This is a genomic window from Sphingomonas ginsenosidivorax (genome assembly GCF_007995065.1).
GTDB lineage: Bacteria > Pseudomonadota > Alphaproteobacteria > Sphingomonadales > Sphingomonadaceae > Sphingomonas > Sphingomonas ginsenosidivorax.
In genome coordinates this window covers 3,447,297-3,464,128 of the sequence record NZ_VOQR01000001.1, presented here as the reverse complement: position 1 = coordinate 3,464,128, position 16,832 = coordinate 3,447,297, and the positions used below count along the sequence as shown (strand labels likewise).

Here is a 16,832-nt window from a genome sequence, read left to right as displayed (position 1 = left end):
GTCGTTATGAGGGGAGCTCGCCGCGGACCCGCAGATAGTCGAGCACGTTGAGCAACGGCATCCCCAGCACGGTGAACTGGCTGCCCTCGATCTTCTCGAACAGCTGCACGCCGGGACCTTCGACGCGGTAGCATCCGACACAGTTCGCGATCGCCGGCCATTCGGCGTCGAGATAGGTCTCGATGAACGCATCGGACAGCGGGCGTACGAACACCTTCGCGCGTTCGACATGGCGCCAGACAATCTGGCCGTTCTCGGCGATCACCGCCGCGCTCCACAGATCGTGCCGCGCGCCGGCCATGCGGCGGAGATGGTCGGCGGCATCGGCGCGGTCGACCGGCTTGTCGAGGATGCTGCCGTCCGCCAACGCGACCAGCGAGTCGCTGCCGAGCACCAGATGGCCGGGCTTGCGTGCCGACACCTTCAGCGCCTTCAGTTCGGCGAGCGCGTCGGCGAGATCGCGCGGCGCCAGATGCCGCAGCGCGGGCTTCGCGGCATCCTCGTCGACACCGGCATGCGTCGCCTCGAACGGCACGCCTGCCGCCGCCAGCATCGCGCGACGCGATGCACTCTGCGATGCGAGGACCAAGGTCATGCGGTGACACCCCGGCGGTCGTTGCACAGCGCGATGATCGCCGCGGCGGTTTCCTCGATCGATCGCCGGGTCACGTCGATCACAGGCCAGCCATTGTCCGCGAACATCCGCCGCGCGAACGCCAGCTCGCGCATCACCGCTTCCTCCTCGACATAGGAGGTGTCGGGCGCCTGGTGCAGCGACAACAGCCGGTTGCGACGCACCTGGATCAGCCGGTCCGCACTGGTCGTGAGGCCGACCACCAGCGGGTGTTTCAACCCGTAGAGATTGTTTGGCGGCGGACTCTCGACCACGATCGGGATGTTCGCCGCCTTGTAGCCGCGATTGGCGAGATAGATCGAGGTCGGCGTCTTCGACGAGCGCGATACGCCCGCGAGCACGACGTCGGCCTCTTCCCATTCGTCCGAGGCGATCCCGTCGTCATGCGCGATGGTCCACTGGATCGCATCGACGCGCGCGAAATAGGCGGCATCGAGGACGTGCTGGCGGCCCGGCCGGGCCTTGGCCTGCTGGCCGAGCAGCCCCGACAGCGCGTCGTTGACCGGATCGAGCGGGGCGACCGCGGGGAGGCCGAGCGCGAGGCAGCGCTGTTCGAGGATCCGCCGCGTCGCCGGGTTCACCAGCGTGAAGATCACGAGCCCGGGGTTCTGCGCGACCTCCTGCAGGATGCGTTCGAGATGCGCCTCGGTGCGGACCATCGGCCAGAAATGGCGGACGGTCTCGACGTCGTCATATTGCGCGAGCGCCGCCTTGGCGATGTTCTCGAGCGTCTCGCCGGTGGAGTCGGACAGCAGGTGGAGATGCAGGCGCATCATCGGCCGGTCCCGGGCAGTTCTGTGGATAACATGGGCACAAGGGCTAGCGTAACTCCGCCCCTCCGCCAAGCGACCCGGGACCCGTGGAAAAGTCCCGATCTATCCACAGCCCCGCACACAGGGAGTGTTTTGCTCAACAGCCTGTGGATAACGGGGACGCCCGATCCGAATCACGGCGTTTCCGCGGTGCCGCCACGGTCAAGCTGTTGGCATTTCGGGGATGACCGCATAAGCCCCGACATCCACCTGCCAACCACTTCAACAATCCTTTTTAGAATCTTCTTTATTGAAGAAGGGGACGCCCGTTGACCGATCCCAAGCCCCTCCTCGCGACGCTCCGTGGCGAGCGTCAGGCCGTGCCGCCGCTCTGGCTGATGCGCCAGGCCGGACGCTATCTCCCCGAATATCGCGCGCTGCGGGCGGACAAGGGCGGCTTCCTGGCGCTCGCGACCGATCCCGAGGCTGCGGCCGAGGTGACGCTGCAGCCGATCCGCCGGTTCGCGTTCGACGGGTCGATCCTGTTCTCCGACATCCTGATGGTGCCTTGGGCGCTGGGACAGGATTTGAGCTTCGGGGTGGGCGAGGGGCCGCGGCTCGAGCCTGCGCTCGTCGATCATGCGCTCGACCGGCTTCATGCCCATCCCGAGCGCCTGGAGCCGGTCTACAGCACCGTGGCGCGCGTCGCCGAGGCGTTGCCGCCCGCGACGACGTTCCTGGGCTTTGCGGGCTCTCCCTGGACGGTCGCGACCTATATGGTGGCGGGCAGGGGCAGCAAGGACCAGGGCGAGACCCGGCGGTTCGCGTACGGCGACCCGGTCGGCTTCGGCGCGATCATCGACGCGATCGCCGACAGTACCGTCGACTATCTGGCGAAGCAGATCGCGGCAGGGGTCGATGCGGTGCAGCTGTTCGACAGCTGGTCGGGATCCTTGTCGCCCGCCCAGTTCGAACGCTGGGTGATCGCGCCGACCGCGCGGATCGTCGCGGCGCTGCACGACCGCTGCCCTGGGGTGCCGGTGATCGGCTTCCCGAAGGGGGCAGGGGGCAAGCTGCTCGCCTATGCACGCGAGACGGGCGTCGATGCGATCGGGCTGGACGAGACGGTCGATCCGGTCTGGGCGCATGCGTCGTTGCCCGCCGACATGCCGGTGCAGGGCAATCTCGATCCGCTCGCGCTGATCGCGGGCGGCGAGGAGCTCGATGCGGCGGTCGACCGGATCCTTGCGGCGTTCGTCGATCGTCCGCACATTTTCAACCTTGGCCACGGCATCCTGCCCGACACGCCGATCGCGCATGTCGAACAGCTGATCGCCCGCGTACGGAGCACTACATGAGCGGTTTCCTCGGCGCGTCCTATGACTGGGTAAAGGCCGCGCACCTGATCTTCGTGATCTTCTGGATGGCGGGGCTGTTCATGCTGCCGCGCTACCTGGTCTATCACCAGGAGGCGCTGGCCGCCGGCAACGCGGGCGAGGCCGCGAGCTGGGTCGACCGCGAGGGCAAGATCCGCAGCATCATCCTGACGCCTGCGATGATCGTCGTCTGGGTGCTCGGGATCGCGCTCGCGCTCAACCTGGGGCTGGCGGACGGCGCGCCGGGGCTCGGCTGGCTGCACCTCAAGCTGCTGCTGGTGCTGATCCTGTCGGGCTATCACGGTTGGGCGGTCGGCTATGCGAAGAAGCTCGCCCGCGGTGCGCCGACGCTCAAGGGCAAGCAGCTGCGGATGTTGAACGAGGTGCCTGCGCTGGCGGTGACGCTGATCGTCGTGCTGGTGATCGTGAAGCCGTTCTGACGTCTCGATCCTCCCCCGCCAGGGGGAGGTGGCACGCGTGGCGTGACGGAGGGGGCGGAAACGATAACGCCTGCTTCGTGTCCGCCCCCTCCGTCACCTGCAGTGACACCTCCCCCTGGCGGGGGAGGGTTAAGGGCATTCGTCTCCGCTTGACTAACCGCCACCCCAATTCTAACCCGAGCCCAGACACGGCCTCCTGGCGTCCTGCCCGGTCGTGGCTTTATCCTATCGTTTCGCCCAGTTTCGCTTTTCAAGCGCGCTCCGCCGAATACGCCTCCCGTCGATCGATATCCGGAAATCCTCATGCATCTCAAAGACCTGAAGAAGAAGAAGCCTGCCGAACTGGTCAGCATGGCGGAAGAACTGGGCGTCGAGAGCGCGTCCACGCTCCGGAAGCAGGACCTGCTGTTCGCGATCCTCAAGGTCCAGGCCGACAATGGCGACCAGATCATGGGTCTCGGCACGATCGAGGTGCTGCCCGACGGCTTCGGCTTCCTGCGCTCGCCCGAGAGCAACTATCTCGCCGGTCCCGACGATATCTACATCTCGCCGAACCAGGTCCGGAAGTTCGGGCTGCGCACCGGTGACACGGTCGAGGGCGAGATCCGCGGGCCGAAGGATGGCGAGCGCTATTTCTCGCTGGTGAAGCTCACGGCCGTCAATTTCGACGACCCCGACGTCGTCCGCCACCGCGTCAATTTCGACAACCTCACGCCGCTCTACCCCGAGAGCAAGCTGACGCTCGATCCCGCCGACCCGACCGTCAAGGACAAGTCGGCGCGGGTGATTGACATCGTCAGCCCGCAGGGCAAGGGCCAGCGTACGCTGATCGTCGCGCCGCCGCGCGTCGGCAAGACGGTCATGTTGCAGAACATGGCCAAGGCGATCACCGACAACCACCCCGAGGTGTTCCTGATCGTCCTGCTGATCGACGAGCGCCCCGAGGAAGTCACCGACATGCAGCGCAGCGTGAAGGGCGAGGTCGTCAGCTCGACGTTTGACGAACCCGCGCAGCGCCACGTGCAGGTCGCCGAGATGGTGATCGAAAAGGCCAAGCGCCTCGTCGAGCACAAGAAGGACGTCGTGATCCTGCTCGACTCGATCACGCGTCTGGGCCGCGCCTACAACACCGTCGTGCCGTCGTCGGGCAAGGTCCTGACCGGCGGTGTCGATGCGAACGCGCTGCAGCGCCCGAAGCGCTTCTTCGGTGCCGCGCGCAACATTGAGGAGGGCGGTTCGCTCTCGATCATCGCCACCGCGCTGATCGATACCGGCAGCCGCATGGACGAGGTGATCTTCGAGGAGTTCAAGGGCACCGGCAACTCGGAAATTGTGCTTGACCGCAAGGTCGCGGACAAGCGCATCTTCCCGGCGCTCGACGTCGGCAAGTCGGGTACCCGCAAGGAAGAGCTGCTGGTCGACAAGGCCAAGCTCTCCAAGATGTGGGTGCTGCGCCGCATCCTCATGCAGATGGGCACGATCGACGCGATGGAGTTCCTGCTCGACAAGATGAAGGATTCGAAGACCAACGAGAATTTCTTCGATTCCATGAATCAGTGATCGAATGCGGCCCGCTGCACGTTGCAGCGGGACTCGCATCGATCCGGCCGGCGGGGCACCGCCCCGACCGACGACGCGGCTTCGCCGCGGCGCGTTACCACCGACATCGCGGCACGCGAGGGCAATGGCTTTCGCGTGCCGCTTTGCTATTGATCCCATTTTACCGTCACCGGGAGCTGACATTTTGAGCATCATCGCCATGCTGGCCGCCGCCGCGACGACCGTGGCCGGACCCGGTTCGCCGCTGGAGATCTGGCAGCACATCGTCGCCGACTTCTCCAACCTGGGCGATCCGAAGGCGCTGGCCGCGTTCGGATCGGTCCTGATGATCGACCTCGTCCTCGCGGGCGACAATGCGATCGTCGTCGGCGCGCTCGCCGCGGGTCTGCCCGCCGACCAGCGCAAGAAGGTCATCCTGATCGGCATCGGCGCGGCGCTGGTCCTGCGCATCTTCTTCGCGTTGATTGTGACGTGGCTGATGGGGATCGTCGGGCTGATCTTCGCAGGCGGCCTGTTGCTGCTCTGGGTCTGCTGGAAATTCTGGCGGGAAATCCGCGAGGGCGCGCAGAATGCGGGCTCGGAGGAGATCGAGGGCGACGAGCATTCGGGCCTCCGGTCCGCCAAGGGCTTCGCCAGCGCGGCCTGGGCGGTCGCGGTCGCCGACGTCTCGATGAGCCTCGACAACGTCCTGGCGGTCGCGGGCGCGGCGCGCGAGCATCCCGGCATCCTCGTCATCGGCCTGCTGCTGTCGGTGGCGATGATGGGCCTCGCCGCGAACTACATCGCACGCATCATCAACCGCTACCGCTGGATCGCCTATGTCGGCCTCGCGGTGATCCTCGTGGTCGCCTGCAAGATGATCTACGAAGGCTGGGTCGGCACCGGCGAGACGCTGGGGATCATCTCGCTCTTCCGCTGATCGCATCGTTTCGAGACAGCGAAAAGGCCTCGCCGGGATCGTCCGGCGAGGCCTTTTTCATGGCGGTCGTCATCCGCGTCCTGCCCTCACCCATCGACGCCTTCGGCGTCTCTCCCTCTCCCGATGGGAGAGGGAAGGGGCCCGCCGCTCTTGCGGTGGGAAGGGTGAGGGCAGGTTAAGATTAGGCGAGGTTCTCGGCGAAGAACTTGGCCGTCCGCGCGTCCGCCTGCTTCGCCGACGCATCCGACCGCCGTTCGCCGAACTCGGTCGCGAAGCCGTGATCCTCGCCCGGATAGTCGTGGATCGTCACCTTGGGGTGATCGTCGAGCCCGGCGTGCATCGCCTTCTGCGCGGCCTTGTCGACGAAATGATCCTCTTCGGGGACGTGCAGCAGCACCGGGTTGGCGATCGCGTGCTTCTCGCCGAGCAGCCCGTCGATCCCGACGCCGTAATAGCCGACGCTCGCATCGGCATCGGTCCGCGCGGCGGCCATGAAGGCGAGGCGCCCGCCGAGGCAATAGCCGACCACGCCGACCTTGCCGTCGTCCACCAGCGCGCGCGCCGCGCGGATCGTCGCTTCGATGTCCGCGACGCCCTGGTCCTGGTCGAACTGGCCCATCAGCTGGAGCGCACGGTCGAACTCGGACTTGATGTCGGGGTCGAGCTCGATCCCCGGTTCGATCCGCCAGAACAGGTCGGGCGCGATCGCCAGATAGCCGGCTTCGGCGAGCGTATCGCATTTGCGGCGGATGCCGGCATTCACCCCGAAGATCTCCTGGATGACGACGATCGCCGCTTTCGCCTGTGCCTGCGGCTTGGCGATGTAGCCGGAAAATTGACCGCTGCCGTCCAGCGTGTCGATCGTGATCGTGGCAGTCATAACGCGTCTCCTTGCGCGAGCGCGATAGCCGTTGCGGGCGCCGCGGCATCGCGCGCATATTGTCCGCGCGCTATGCCGCGCACCACCGTACCGCTCAAGAGGGGCCAGGCCTTGAAGATCAACATCGAACTCGAGTGCACGCCGGAAGAGGCGCGCCGCGCGGTCGGGCTGCCCGATCTGACGCCGATCCACGACCGCTATGTCGCGATGATGATGGAGACGATGCAGGGTCAGATCGCGCCAGAGATGCGCGACGCGATGATCCGGGCGTGGCAACCGATGGGTGAGGCGGGGATGAGTTTCTGGAAGGGCCTGTTCGATCGCGGCACGACGGGCGGCACATCCGGTAGCTGAGCGCATGGACACGATCTTCGCGACGTCGAGCGGACGACCGCCGGCGGCGATCGCCGTCATCCGGATCAGCGGACCGCGCGCGTTTGCGGCGGGAGAATCTCTTGCCGGTGGATTGCCCGAACCGCGCCGCGCCAGCCTGCGGGCGTTGCGCGAGGGGGACGGCGTGCTGGATCGCGCACTGGTTCTTACTTTCCCCGGCCCGGCCACCGCGACTGGCGAGGACCTGGTCGAGTTCCACTGCCATGGCGGCCGTGCGGTGATCGCGGCGGTCGAAGCCGCGCTCGGGCGGATCGCGGGACTGCGTCCGGCGGTCGCGGGGGAGTTCACCCGGCGGGCGCTCGGCAACGGCCGGATCGATCTGGCCGAGGCGGAGGGGCTGGCAGACCTGCTCGAGGCGGAGACCCAGACACAGCGCCAGGCCGCGCTCAGCGCGACCGAGGGCCGTGTCAGCCAGGCCATCCGGTCGTGGATGGACCGCGTCGCGATGCTGTCGGCGCGCGTCGAGGCGATGCTCGACTTCGCCGACGAGGACGATGTCGACAACGACGCAGCCGCGTTCGCCGCCGTCCGGGCCGACGCAGCGGCCCTTGCTTCGGATATCGCGGCGGTGATCGATGCGCCGCCGGTCGAACGGTTGAAGGACGGACTTCGCGTGGTGATCGGGGGACCGCCCAACAGCGGCAAGTCGACCCTGCTGAACCTGCTCGGTGACCGCGACGCGGCGATCGTGTCCGCGATCTCGGGAACCACGCGCGACCGGATCGACGTGCCGGTGACGCGTCGCGGTATCGCCTATGTGCTGACCGACACGGCCGGCCTGACCGCGACCGACGATCCGATCGAGGCGATCGGGGTCGCGCGCGCGGAGGACGCGTTCCGGTCGGCGGACATTCCGCTCTGGCTCGGGGACGAAACGCCACCGCGCGCCGACGCGATCTGGGTGCATGCGCGGGCTGATATTGCCGGGCGCGAACGGCTTCCCGCCGGTCGGGCGTTCGCGATCGCGCAGGATGATGGCGGGTCGGGCGAGCGGGTCTGGACCGCTCTGCACGACCGCGCTGTGAGGATGCTGCCGCGAGGGGATGCGATCGCGTTGAAGCGGGATCAGCGGAGCCGCTGCGCCACGGCCGTTGCCGCGCTGCGCGATCCGACGACCGACCCGCTGATACTCGGTGAGAATCTGCGGCAGGCTCGGATGTCACTTGCGGCAATCCTGGGGCTCGATGCGACCGGCGAGATGCTCGACGCCCTCTTCGTCCGCTTCTGTATCGGGAAGTGATGTTCCACGTGGAACACCCGTGACTTTGACCCGAAGCGTCGCGCGGCTTAGGGCAGGGGCATGTTCGACGTACTAGTCATTGGCGGTGGCCATGCCGGCACCGAAGCTGCAACCGCGGCTGCGCGACGCGGCGCGCGGACCGCCTTGGTCTCGTTCGACGCGCGGCAGATCGGGGCGATGTCCTGCAACCCCGCGATCGGCGGGCTCGGAAAGGGGCATATCGTCCGTGAGGTCGACGCGTTCGACGGGCTGATCGCGCGGGCCGCGGATGCTGCTGCGATCCATCATCGTATGCTCAACCGCAGCAAGGGGGCCGCCGTGTGGGGGCCGCGGGTGCAGGCCGACCGGCGTCTCTATGCCGCCGCAATCCAGGCGATGATCGCCGAGACCCCGAACCTGACGGTCGTGGAGGGCGAAGCCGTTGCGCTCGTGCTCGACGGCGACCGGGCGACGGGGATCGTCCTGGCCGATGGGGCTACGATCGAGGCGCGCGCGATCGTGCTGGCGACGGGGACGTTTCTCGGCGCTCGCCTGTTCCGTGGCGACGAGCGGGACGAGGGCGGACGCATCGGCGAACGCGCGGCCAAGCCGCTCGCTGCGCAGTTGCGCGCGCGGGACTTGCCGATGGCACGGCTGAAGACGGGGACGCCGCCCCGGCTCGACGGCCGGACGATCGACTGGGCGGCGCTTGCCGAGCAGCCGTCCGACGCCGAGCCCTGGACGATGTCGCCGATGACGGCGGCGCGAATCCTGCCACAGGTCGCCTGTGCGATCACGCGGACGACGACCGCAACGCACGACGTCATCCGGTCGGCGTTCGATCGGTCCCCCTTGTTCAGCGGAGCGATCGAGGGGGCGGGGCCGCGCTATTGTCCGTCGATCGAGGACAAGGTCCAGCGCTTCGGCGACCGTGACGGCCATCAGGTCTTCCTCGAACCCGAAGGGCTGGAAGACGCGACGGTCTATCCCAATGGCCTCTCGACCTCGCTGCCGGTGGATATCCAGGCGGCGTTCCTGCGTACGATCGCGGGGCTCGAGCGCGCGACGGTCACGGTGCCGGGTTATGCGGTAGAATATGACCATGTCGATCCGCGCGCGCTGGATGCGACGCTCGCGCTCGGCGCGATGCCCGGCGTGTTCTGCGCAGGGCAGATCAACGGCACCACGGGCTATGAGGAAGCGGCAGGGCAGGGGCTCGTCGCCGGGCTCAACGCAGCGGCCTATGCGTGCGACCTGGCGCCCGTGATCCTCGACCGGGCGTCGAGCTATCTCGGCGTGATGATCGACGACCTCGTGCTGCAGGGCGTGACCGAACCCTATCGCATGCTGACCGCGCGCGCCGAGTTCCGGTTGTCGCTGCGCGCCGACAATGCCGAGACCCGGCTCGGCGGCATCGCGCGTAACGCCGGCTGCCTTGGCGCCGACCGCATCGCGCATCAGGATCGCCGCGATGCCGAGCGCGCCCTGTTTCGTGCGGGACTGACCCATGAACTGACCGCGACGGAAATCGCGGACCAGCGAGTCGGGGTCAGCCGGGACGGTGCGCGGCGGACGGCGTTCGACTGGTTACGATTCGACGGCGTTGCGCTCGATCACGTCGCGCCTGATGCCGCGCGCGGGCTGTCGGAGGCCGTTGTTGCCGAGGGACTCGAGGACGCACGCTACGCGCCCTATGTCGAACGCCAGGCGGCCGAGGTCGCACGCATGCGGCTCGACGAAGCTATCCCCTTGCCCGACGCGATCCGCTATGCCGCGGTCCCGGGACTATCGCAGGAAATGATCGACCGACTGAGCGCGGCCCGGCCGGCTTCGCTCGCGGCAGCGGCGCGGGTCCGGGGCATTACCCCGGCGGCGCTATCCGCCGTACTGCTCCACACGCGAAAGATGGCCGCATGACCGAAGACGATGCGAAGGCCTGGATCGCGGAGCGGTTCGGTACGGAGGCGACCGACCGGCTCGGGGCGTTTCTCGACATGGTCGTCGCCGAGGCGCCGCACCAGAATCTGATCGCCCCCTCGACGATCGAGTCGATCTGGGCGCGCCATGCCGTCGACTCGGTCCAGCTGGTCGGCCTGGCAGGAGAGACGCCATCGAGCTGGATCGACATCGGCACCGGTGGTGGTTTTCCGGGGCTCGCGGTCGCGCTCGTGATCCCGGCACGGATGGTGCTCGTCGAACCGCGACGGCGGCGGGCCGACTTCCTGTCGCTGTGTATCGCGCGTCTCGGGGTCGGCGACCGCGTCACCGTGGAAGCGAAGAAGATCGAACAAGTGGCGGGGACGGCGCAGATTATTTCGGCGCGTGCGGTCGCGTCGTTGCAAAACCTTTTGCGCGCAGCGGCGCACTGCGCCACTACCGACACGCGGTGGCTCCTTCCGCGAGGTCGCCTCGACGAGGATGAGCTTGCCGCGTTGCGCGAACATTGGCGGTTTATGTTCCACGTGGAACAAAGCGTCACGAGCCCGGAGTCGTCGATCGTGGTTCTGGACAAGGTAAGCGCCCGGTGATCTGCATTGCCGTGGCAAACCAAAAGGGCGGGGTGGGCAAGACCACCAGCGCCATCAATCTGTCCACGGCGCTGGCCGCGACGGGCATGCGCGTGCTGCTGATCGATCTCGACCCGCAGGGCAACGCGTCGACCGGACTCGGCATCGCGCATTCGTCGCGCGAGCGGTCGAGCTATGACGTGCTGGTGGGCGAGACCAGTATCGACGACGCGGTCGTGCACAGCCGCGTGCCGCGGCTCGATGTCGTGCCGGCGACTGTCGACCTGTCCGGCGCCGAGATCGAACTCGTCGATTACGACGCGCGCACGCACCGGCTCGATCGCGCGATGAAGGCGGCGCGGGGCCAGTGGGACATCGTGCTGATCGACTGCCCGCCGTCGCTCGGCCTGCTGACGATCAATGCGATGGTCGCGGCGGATTCGCTGCTCGTGCCGCTCCAGTGCGAGTTCTTCGCGCTGGAAGGGCTGTCGCAGCTGCTCAGCACGGTCGAGCGGATCCGCCAGCGCTTCAACCCCGGACTTTCGATCCTCGGCGTCGCGCTGACCATGTACGATCGCCGCAACCGCCTCACCGACCAGGTATCGGCGGACGTGCGGGCCGTGCTGGGCAAAGTGGTGTTCGAGACCGTCATTCCGCGCAACGTCCGCCTGTCGGAAGCGCCGAGCCATGGGCTGCCCGCATTGATCTACGATTACAAATGCTCGGGGTCGCAGGCCTATATCGCGCTGGCGCGCGAACTGCTCGTCCGGCTGCCCGCAGCGGCGGAGGCGGCATGAGCGAGGGTATGAAGCGCGGCCGTCCGGGGCTGGGGCGCGGGTTGAACGCACTGCTCGGCGAAATGGCGCGCGAGGCGCCCGTCACGCCCGGCACCGAACCGCCGCCATCGGGCGTGCGGATGCTGCCGGTCAGCTCGCTGTCGCCGCATCCCGACCAGCCGCGGCGCCATTTCGACGACGCGCTGCTCGACGAGCTCGCCGCCTCGATCGCGTCGCGTGGGCTGATCCAGCCGATCGTCGTGCGGCCGCACGGCCATGACTATCAGATCGTCGCGGGCGAACGTCGCTGGCGTGCGGCACAGCGCGCGCGGCTGCACGAGGTGCCGGTCGTCGTCCGCGACTTCGACGATTCCGAGACGCTCGAGATCGCACTGATCGAAAATATCCAGCGGCAGGATCTCAACGCGATCGAGGAGGCGCAGGCTTACCAGCGTCTTGCCGGCGAGTACGGCCATACGCAGGAGGCGCTCGCCAAGATCGTCCACAAGTCGCGCAGCCATGTTGCCAACCTGCTGCGCCTGCTCGAGCTGCCCGACGTCGTGCAGTCGCAGGTGATGGACGGTTCGCTGTCGATGGGCCATGCGCGTGCGCTGCTCGGGGCGCCCGATGTCGAGGCGCTGGCGGACAAGGTCGTGGCCAAGGGTCTGTCGGTGCGCGACACCGAGAAGCTGACGCGGGCGGCCAAGCCACCGCGTGCCCGTGCCGGAGGGCCTGCCGAGGCACGGATCCCAGACGCGGACATCGCCGCGCTCGAACGCCAGCTCGCGGACCTGCTGGGCCTGCAGGTCCGCGTTGCGCATGCCGAGACGGGCGGTACGCTGACGATCAGCTATTCGACGCTCGACCAGCTCGACATGGTCTGCCAGCGGCTCACCGGCGGCGCGATCTAGGCGCCGCCGATCGCGGGACGTGGTTCGTCCCGCATCGTTCGGGTTGCATCGACCATGCCCGTTTGGGGCGGGTATGGGGTGAACTTAGTTCTCCTGACACGCGGCCCTGACGACCAGGGGACGCAACGACTGCGATCATGAAGTCCTTTCGTCCGGACAGGTCCTTCAGCCAGTCACATCGATCACGACTTTCCCGAACGCACCCGTCTGCAAGTGGCGGTAGGCATCGAGCGCATCGGTGAACGCGAAGCGGCGGTCTATGACCGGCCGAATGCCCGTCGCTTCGATGAAGCGCACCAGGTCCTCCTGCATGGCACGGCTGCCGACCATGATCCCGGCCAGCGTCTTGGCGCCGCCGATCAGTGCACCGGGGTCCACGCCGCCTTCCTGAACGCCGGCGCGCGCCCCGACCACGATGACGGTTCCGCCCAGACGCGTGGCGGCGACCGAGCGCGGCATGGTGCCCTTACCGCCCACCTCCACCACCAGGTCGACGCCGCGACCGTCGGTCAGTCGCGTCACCTCGTCCTGCCACTCCGGATGGGTCGCATAGTTGATCGTCTCGACCGCGCCGAGCGCGCGTGCCTGTGCCAACTTCGCGTCGCTCGACGAGGTGATGATAGGGCGAAGACCGGCTGCATGCGCCAGCTGCAAGGCCCAGACCGAGACGCCACCGGTCCCGAGGAGCAAAACCGTCGCACCGGGCTTCAGGTTGCCGCGGACGAACAATGCGTTCCACGCGGTCACGCCGGCGCACGGGATCGTAGCGGCCTCGACCATCGATAGCCCGGCGGGGGTAATGGTCAGCGCCTGTTCGTCCGTGACGAGTTCTTCCGCCAGTGTGCCGTCGAACTGGGCGCCGAACGCGCCGGCCACCTTGTCGGGCGCGATGTCGCCATCCACCCACTTCGGCCAGAAGCCGGGCATGACGTGATCGCCGACTTTGACTCTCGTCACGGCGCCCCCGATCTCGACCACTTCGCCGGCGCCATCGCTGAGAGGGACAACGATGTTGCCGGCGGGTACGCCGTAATTGCCGTCGGCGAACATCTGGTCGCGGAAGTTGAGCGCCGCCGCGCCGATCGCCACGCGGACGTCGTTCGCGGCGAGGGGAAGGCGAGGGCGGTCGACGAGACGCAGGCCGTCGATGCCGGCAGCGGAGGCGAGTTGATAGGCTTTCATGTTCAGGCCTTCTCGTGAGTCTTGGGGTTACTGGCGGGGTATCGGTCCGGAAGAGCGCCTATGGCGCGTGACGCGTCTCGATCGTCACGGCCTGCGAACCGCGTCGTAGCGATGCGCCAGCCACTCGCCGCCAAGACCGTCCGCCAGCGTGAAATACTGGTCCTTGACGATATGGTCGGGTCCGATCCGAACGATTTCCTGCCGCATCCGGAGCATCTGCCCCTGTCCCGCTCCTTCGCCCGGAAGCGCGAAAGGCTGGAAGACGAGTGCGATGGTTCCGTTCTTCTCGCGCCCGAGACTCTGCGCGGTCATCATGCCGACCGCCGCGCGCGTATCGAACGACATGTACTCCCAGCGACCCTCGATGCGGTTGAAGGTCAGGAAGTCACGGCGCAGGACCGCGCCGCCCGATGCGGCCCGGAGCGATTCCTCGAGGAGGTTGCCGACCAGTCGGCGCTCGGCCACGAGGTTGCCGCTGATGACCGGTTGCGCGTTCGGCGTACCCCAGACGGTTTCGGTCACCGTCCATGTTCCGACCTGCGCTGCAAGCATCGCACCTTCCGGCCCCGGCGCATTGGGGTCTGATCGTACAACGGCGGCCTCCTCCGGACTCGGCCGGGCGGCGGAGAGGGGTACCGAGAAAGTCGATGCCGAGGCCGCAAGCAGTAGCGAAGCGACAGACAGCGCACATCGAGGTCCTGCCCAGGTCCTGGTGGACGGCCGCGTATGGATGAGGGCGTTGGGCATCGGTAGCTCCTTGGCTGCTCCCACCCATGTAGTGCTTTTTTCCGCTGACAATCGCGGCATTACGCCTACATGTTGTCGCGTCTGGAGCTACAATCATGATCGACCTTTTCAACGACGTGCCCGCTTTCGTGGCCGTGGTGGAATGCGGCAGTTTCTCGGCTGCCGGTCGGCGCCTGCATCTCTCCCGCTCTGCCGTCGGCAAGGCCATTGCCCGCCTCGAGCAACGGCTCGCCGTCCGGCTCTTCCAGCGCACGACGCGCAGTTTGAGCCTGACCAACGACGGCCAGTCCTTCTACGAACATTGTCAGCGGGCGATCGAGGTCCTCCACACCGGTACGACGCTGATCGAGACCGGCCGGACCAAGGTCGACGGTACGTTGCGGATGTCGATGCCCGTCCTCTTCGGACGGCTGTGCGTCGCTCCCATCCTGCTACGACTGGCCGCGGAAAACCCCGAGCTGGTCCTGGAACTTGATTTTCGCGATCATCATCTGGACCTGTTCGACACGGGAATGGACCTCGCGATCCGAAACGGCCCGATCGGCGCGGGAACGGGTCTGATGGCACGGCGCATCGCGCGCAAGCGGACCATCGTGTGCGCGGCGCCGTCCTATGTCGAACGGCGCGGGATGCCCGTCGAACTCGGCGAACTCGCCCGACATGATGCGATCGTCTACATGCGCGACCGGCGGGTCCAGACCTGGCAGTTCCAGTCGTCAGATGGCCGCTTGACGGAAATGACCCCGAATGCGCGACTGCGCCTCGACGATCTGGGAACCATGCTGGACGCCGTCGTCGCAGGATATGGCATCGCCTGGCTTCCGGAATGGCTGATCGCCGACAGTCTGAAACGAGGGACGGTGGTCGAGCTTCTGCCCGACTACGCCAGCAGGCTCGACGAGATACACCTCATCTGGCCAGAGGCCCCGCATTTGCCGACGCGGGTTCGCGCTGCAATCGACAGCCTGGCCGCCGGCTTGTGATGTCGCCAGCTCGAGCAGACCAGTCGATCCGGAGCTTGCGCGCCTCGGCAACGCGCGTTGCCGCTTCGCGAGACGTCCATCCAGGACCGCGTTCTCTGCCCACGACCCGCGCGATCGCTACGCGGTGCCATATTCCCATGCGCCGGCCGTGCCGCGTACCTTCTCGAACGCCTCTCGGCCTGTTCCGTCGAGCCAGGCACGGAAGGTCTGCATCTCGGGGTTGATCGCACGCAGCGCGTGGAGGTCCGCCTTGTTCGAGAACAGGCCCTCATCCGCCATCGCGGTCAGCTTCGCGAGGAAAGGACTGGCGGCCAGAACGGCGTCGGAAAAGCGGCCATAGGTGATGGGCTGGCCCGCAGCGTCGGTGAATGCGGTTTCGAGATCGCGACCGGTCACGACGTCGCTCGCGATGGTGAGCGTCTGTCCGCCGAAGCGTGCCGGATCGGCGAAGATCGCGGCGACGAACGGGCCGATATCCTCGACCGCGATCAGCTCCATCGACTGGTCCGGCTGCAGGAAGAAGTCGAAGCGACCCTGATCGAGTCCGAAGCCCGGCATGACGAGCATGTCCATGAATCCCGCGGGGCGGACGATGGTCGCATTGATCGGGAGCGTGCGGATGTGCGCCTCGATGCGGCCCTTAGTATCGAAATGCGCCATTCCCGTCGGCTCGTCGCTGACGCCGTTGGCGGACGTGTAGACGAGATGATCGACGCCGGTCTCGACGGCAAGGTCGGCAATGGAAACGCCGAAACGCTCTTCGTCCTCGTCGCTCAAGCCCAGGATCGGCCCCTGTCCCGAACTCGGCTGGACGCTGAAGACCCCGTGAACGCCGTTCATCGCACCGCGAATGGCGTCCGTGTCGGCGAAACTGCCCCGGACGAGTTCGACGCCCGCCTCGCGGAGCGCGGCGGACTTCGCCGATGCGGTGTCCCGGACCAGTGCGCGGACCGGCCAACCTGCCTTTAGCAGCGCGGCGGCGACCGATCCGCCCTGCTGGCCGGTGGCGCCGAAGACCAGGATCGGTCGTTTGCTGTCGGACATCGAGATTACCCTCCGCGTGAACGTGGGTTACGCATATATACCGGGCCAACGCGCTCGGAAGACGGCACATGTCTTACCCTCAGGCACAGGACTGATACCTTTGGACATGCTAATCCACGGCCGGGCCTATGAGCAGACCGATCGGGGTCCCCGCTTCAAGCCCTGTGCTCCCAACAGCGTTCTCGCGCGGCTAGGCGACAAGTGGACCATCCTCGTCATGTCGCACCTCGCGGTGGCGACCGGGCACCGGCTCCGCTTTTCCGCCCTGAAGAACGGCATCGAAGGGATCACGCAGCGGATGCTGACGCTGACAGTCCGCAACCTGGAGCGCGATGGCCTGCTGACGAGGCATTACTTTCCCGAGGTCCCGCCGCGCGTGGAGTATGAGCTGACCGAGATGGGTGCCAGCATGCTGCCTGCGCTCGAGGGCTTCACATCCTGGATCAAGGACAATTGGCCCCGGATCGCGGAGCACCGCGAGGCCTATGATGAGCGGCAGACCTGACCAG

At 67.1% G+C, this 16,832-nt stretch carries 18 protein-coding genes; 12 read left to right on the top strand and 6 right to left on the bottom strand.

Annotated features, from left to right (window positions below; genetic code table 11):
- Positions 1-4 precede the first annotated feature (4 nt).
- Both FSB78_RS15820 and FSB78_RS15815 read right to left on the bottom strand, forming a co-directional pair.
- A complete protein-coding gene (locus tag FSB78_RS15820) occupies positions 5-595 on the bottom strand; it encodes a Maf family protein (RefSeq protein WP_147083522.1) in 591 nt (196 codons plus the stop codon).
- Positions 592-1,410 (bottom strand): pyruvate, water dikinase regulatory protein, encoded by an 819-nt coding sequence (locus FSB78_RS15815; protein WP_147083521.1) that lies wholly within the window; start codon positions 1,408-1,410, stop codon positions 592-594. Before FSB78_RS15815 ends, FSB78_RS15820 begins: the two co-directional genes overlap by 4 nt.
- Positions 1,411-1,715: 305 nt before the next feature.
- Between FSB78_RS15815 and hemE the strand changes: the two genes are divergently transcribed.
- The 4 genes from hemE to FSB78_RS15795 all read left to right on the top strand — a co-directional run bounded on the left by hemE (position 1,716) and on the right by FSB78_RS15795 (position 5,681).
- Positions 1,716-2,744 (top strand): uroporphyrinogen decarboxylase, encoded by a 1,029-nt coding sequence (hemE, locus tag FSB78_RS15810; RefSeq protein WP_147083520.1) that lies wholly within the window; start codon positions 1,716-1,718, stop codon positions 2,742-2,744.
- Positions 2,741-3,202 (top strand): CopD family protein, encoded by a 462-nt coding sequence (locus tag FSB78_RS15805; RefSeq protein ID WP_147083519.1) that lies wholly within the window; start codon positions 2,741-2,743, stop codon positions 3,200-3,202. The genes hemE and FSB78_RS15805 overlap by 4 nt, the downstream gene beginning before the upstream one ends.
- Positions 3,203-3,505: 303 nt before the next feature.
- Positions 3,506-4,762 (top strand): transcription termination factor Rho, encoded by a 1,257-nt coding sequence (gene rho / locus FSB78_RS15800; RefSeq protein WP_055874916.1) that lies wholly within the window; start codon positions 3,506-3,508, stop codon positions 4,760-4,762.
- Positions 4,763-4,961: 199 nt separating this feature from the next.
- Positions 4,962-5,681, top strand: a complete 720-nt coding sequence (locus tag FSB78_RS15795) for a TerC family protein (protein WP_199743295.1) — start codon at positions 4,962-4,964, stop codon at positions 5,679-5,681.
- Positions 5,682-5,862: 181 nt separating this feature from the next.
- Here FSB78_RS15795 and FSB78_RS15790 read toward each other — a convergent pair whose 3' ends face one another.
- Entirely contained in the window at positions 5,863-6,561 is a 699-nt protein-coding gene (locus tag FSB78_RS15790) for a dienelactone hydrolase family protein (RefSeq protein ID WP_147083518.1), read from the bottom strand.
- A 111-nt stretch (positions 6,562-6,672) separates the two neighbouring features.
- Between FSB78_RS15790 and FSB78_RS15785 the strand changes: the two genes are divergently transcribed.
- Genes FSB78_RS15785 through FSB78_RS15760 form a run of 6 tightly spaced genes read left to right on the top strand, consistent with a single transcriptional unit; the run spans position 6,673 to position 12,367 of the window.
- The gene (locus FSB78_RS15785) at positions 6,673-6,915 is read left to right on the top strand and encodes a DUF6489 family protein (RefSeq protein WP_147083517.1); all 243 of its coding nucleotides are present in this window, start codon (positions 6,673-6,675) and stop codon (positions 6,913-6,915) included.
- Positions 6,916-6,919: 4 nt separating this feature from the next.
- Positions 6,920-8,194 (top strand): tRNA uridine-5-carboxymethylaminomethyl(34) synthesis GTPase MnmE, encoded by a 1,275-nt coding sequence (mnmE, locus tag FSB78_RS15780; RefSeq protein ID WP_147083516.1) that lies wholly within the window; start codon positions 6,920-6,922, stop codon positions 8,192-8,194.
- Between the two features lie 60 nt (positions 8,195-8,254).
- Entirely contained in the window at positions 8,255-10,090 is a 1,836-nt protein-coding gene (gene mnmG, locus FSB78_RS15775) for a tRNA uridine-5-carboxymethylaminomethyl(34) synthesis enzyme MnmG (RefSeq protein ID WP_147083515.1), read from the top strand.
- Complete coding sequence (locus tag FSB78_RS15770; RefSeq protein ID WP_147083514.1) at positions 10,087-10,701, top strand: 16S rRNA (guanine(527)-N(7))-methyltransferase RsmG; 615 nt, start codon at positions 10,087-10,089, stop codon at positions 10,699-10,701. The genes mnmG and FSB78_RS15770 overlap by 4 nt, the downstream gene beginning before the upstream one ends.
- Positions 10,698-11,477 carry a ParA family protein gene (locus tag FSB78_RS15765; protein ID WP_147083513.1) on the top strand — a complete coding sequence of 260 codons (780 nt, stop codon included), beginning with the start codon at positions 10,698-10,700 and terminating at the stop codon, positions 11,475-11,477. The genes FSB78_RS15770 and FSB78_RS15765 overlap by 4 nt, the downstream gene beginning before the upstream one ends.
- Positions 11,474-12,367, top strand: coding sequence for a ParB/RepB/Spo0J family partition protein (locus FSB78_RS15760; protein ID WP_147083512.1), 894 nt, complete (start codon positions 11,474-11,476; stop codon positions 12,365-12,367). Before FSB78_RS15765 ends, FSB78_RS15760 begins: the two co-directional genes overlap by 4 nt.
- Positions 12,368-12,532: 165 nt before the next feature.
- On the opposite strand, the gene FSB78_RS15755 is transcribed toward FSB78_RS15760, so the two are convergent.
- Together FSB78_RS15755 and FSB78_RS15750 are read right to left on the bottom strand one after the other, a co-directional pair.
- Positions 12,533-13,549 carry a zinc-dependent alcohol dehydrogenase family protein gene (locus tag FSB78_RS15755; protein ID WP_147083511.1) on the bottom strand — a complete coding sequence of 339 codons (1,017 nt, stop codon included), beginning with the start codon at positions 13,547-13,549 and terminating at the stop codon, positions 12,533-12,535.
- An 84-nt stretch (positions 13,550-13,633) separates the two neighbouring features.
- Positions 13,634-14,101, bottom strand: coding sequence for a hypothetical protein (locus tag FSB78_RS15750; RefSeq protein ID WP_158638028.1), 468 nt, complete (start codon positions 14,099-14,101; stop codon positions 13,634-13,636).
- Positions 14,102-14,391: 290 nt separating this feature from the next.
- On the opposite strand from FSB78_RS15750, the gene FSB78_RS15745 reads away from it, so the two are divergent.
- A complete protein-coding gene (locus FSB78_RS15745) occupies positions 14,392-15,279 on the top strand; it encodes a LysR family transcriptional regulator (RefSeq protein ID WP_147083509.1) in 888 nt (295 codons plus the stop codon).
- A gap of 117 nt (positions 15,280-15,396) precedes the next feature.
- On the opposite strand, the gene FSB78_RS15740 is transcribed toward FSB78_RS15745, so the two are convergent.
- Entirely contained in the window at positions 15,397-16,323 is a 927-nt protein-coding gene (locus FSB78_RS15740; RefSeq protein WP_147083508.1) for an NmrA/HSCARG family protein, read from the bottom strand.
- A gap of 106 nt (positions 16,324-16,429) precedes the next feature.
- On the opposite strand from FSB78_RS15740, the gene FSB78_RS15735 reads away from it, so the two are divergent.
- A complete protein-coding gene (locus FSB78_RS15735; RefSeq protein ID WP_242008437.1) occupies positions 16,430-16,828 on the top strand; it encodes a winged helix-turn-helix transcriptional regulator in 399 nt (132 codons plus the stop codon).
- Positions 16,829-16,832: the final 4 nt, after the last annotated feature.

Bases quoted from the DNA above. Each gene is read 5' to 3' on its own strand.
- FSB78_RS15740 (WP_147083508.1), bottom strand. From the start codon at position 16,323: ATGTCCGACAGCAAACGACCGATCCTGGTCTTCGGCGCCACCGGCCAG.
- FSB78_RS15805 (WP_147083519.1), top strand. From the start codon at position 2,741: ATGAGCGGTTTCCTCGGCGCGTCCTATGACTGGGTAAAGGCCGCGCAC.
- FSB78_RS15735 (WP_242008437.1), top strand. From the start codon at position 16,430: ATGCTAATCCACGGCCGGGCCTATGAGCAGACCGATCGGGGTCCCCGC.
- rho (WP_055874916.1), top strand. From the start codon at position 3,506: ATGCATCTCAAAGACCTGAAGAAGAAGAAGCCTGCCGAACTGGTCAGC.
- FSB78_RS15820 (WP_147083522.1), bottom strand. From the start codon at position 595: ATGACCTTGGTCCTCGCATCGCAGAGTGCATCGCGTCGCGCGATGCTG.
- FSB78_RS15745 (WP_147083509.1), top strand. From the start codon at position 14,392: ATGATCGACCTTTTCAACGACGTGCCCGCTTTCGTGGCCGTGGTGGAA.
- FSB78_RS15755 (WP_147083511.1), bottom strand. From the start codon at position 13,549: ATGAAAGCCTATCAACTCGCCTCCGCTGCCGGCATCGACGGCCTGCGT.
- FSB78_RS15750 (WP_158638028.1), bottom strand. From the start codon at position 14,101: ATGCTTGCAGCGCAGGTCGGAACATGGACGGTGACCGAAACCGTCTGG.
- FSB78_RS15760 (WP_147083512.1), top strand. From the start codon at position 11,474: ATGAGCGAGGGTATGAAGCGCGGCCGTCCGGGGCTGGGGCGCGGGTTG.
- FSB78_RS15790 (WP_147083518.1), bottom strand. From the start codon at position 6,561: ATGACTGCCACGATCACGATCGACACGCTGGACGGCAGCGGTCAATTT.
- mnmG (WP_147083515.1), top strand. From the start codon at position 8,255: ATGTTCGACGTACTAGTCATTGGCGGTGGCCATGCCGGCACCGAAGCT.
- mnmE (WP_147083516.1), top strand. From the start codon at position 6,920: ATGGACACGATCTTCGCGACGTCGAGCGGACGACCGCCGGCGGCGATC.
- FSB78_RS15795 (WP_199743295.1), top strand. From the start codon at position 4,962: ATGCTGGCCGCCGCCGCGACGACCGTGGCCGGACCCGGTTCGCCGCTG.
- FSB78_RS15815 (WP_147083521.1), bottom strand. From the start codon at position 1,410: ATGATGCGCCTGCATCTCCACCTGCTGTCCGACTCCACCGGCGAGACG.
- FSB78_RS15770 (WP_147083514.1), top strand. From the start codon at position 10,087: ATGACCGAAGACGATGCGAAGGCCTGGATCGCGGAGCGGTTCGGTACG.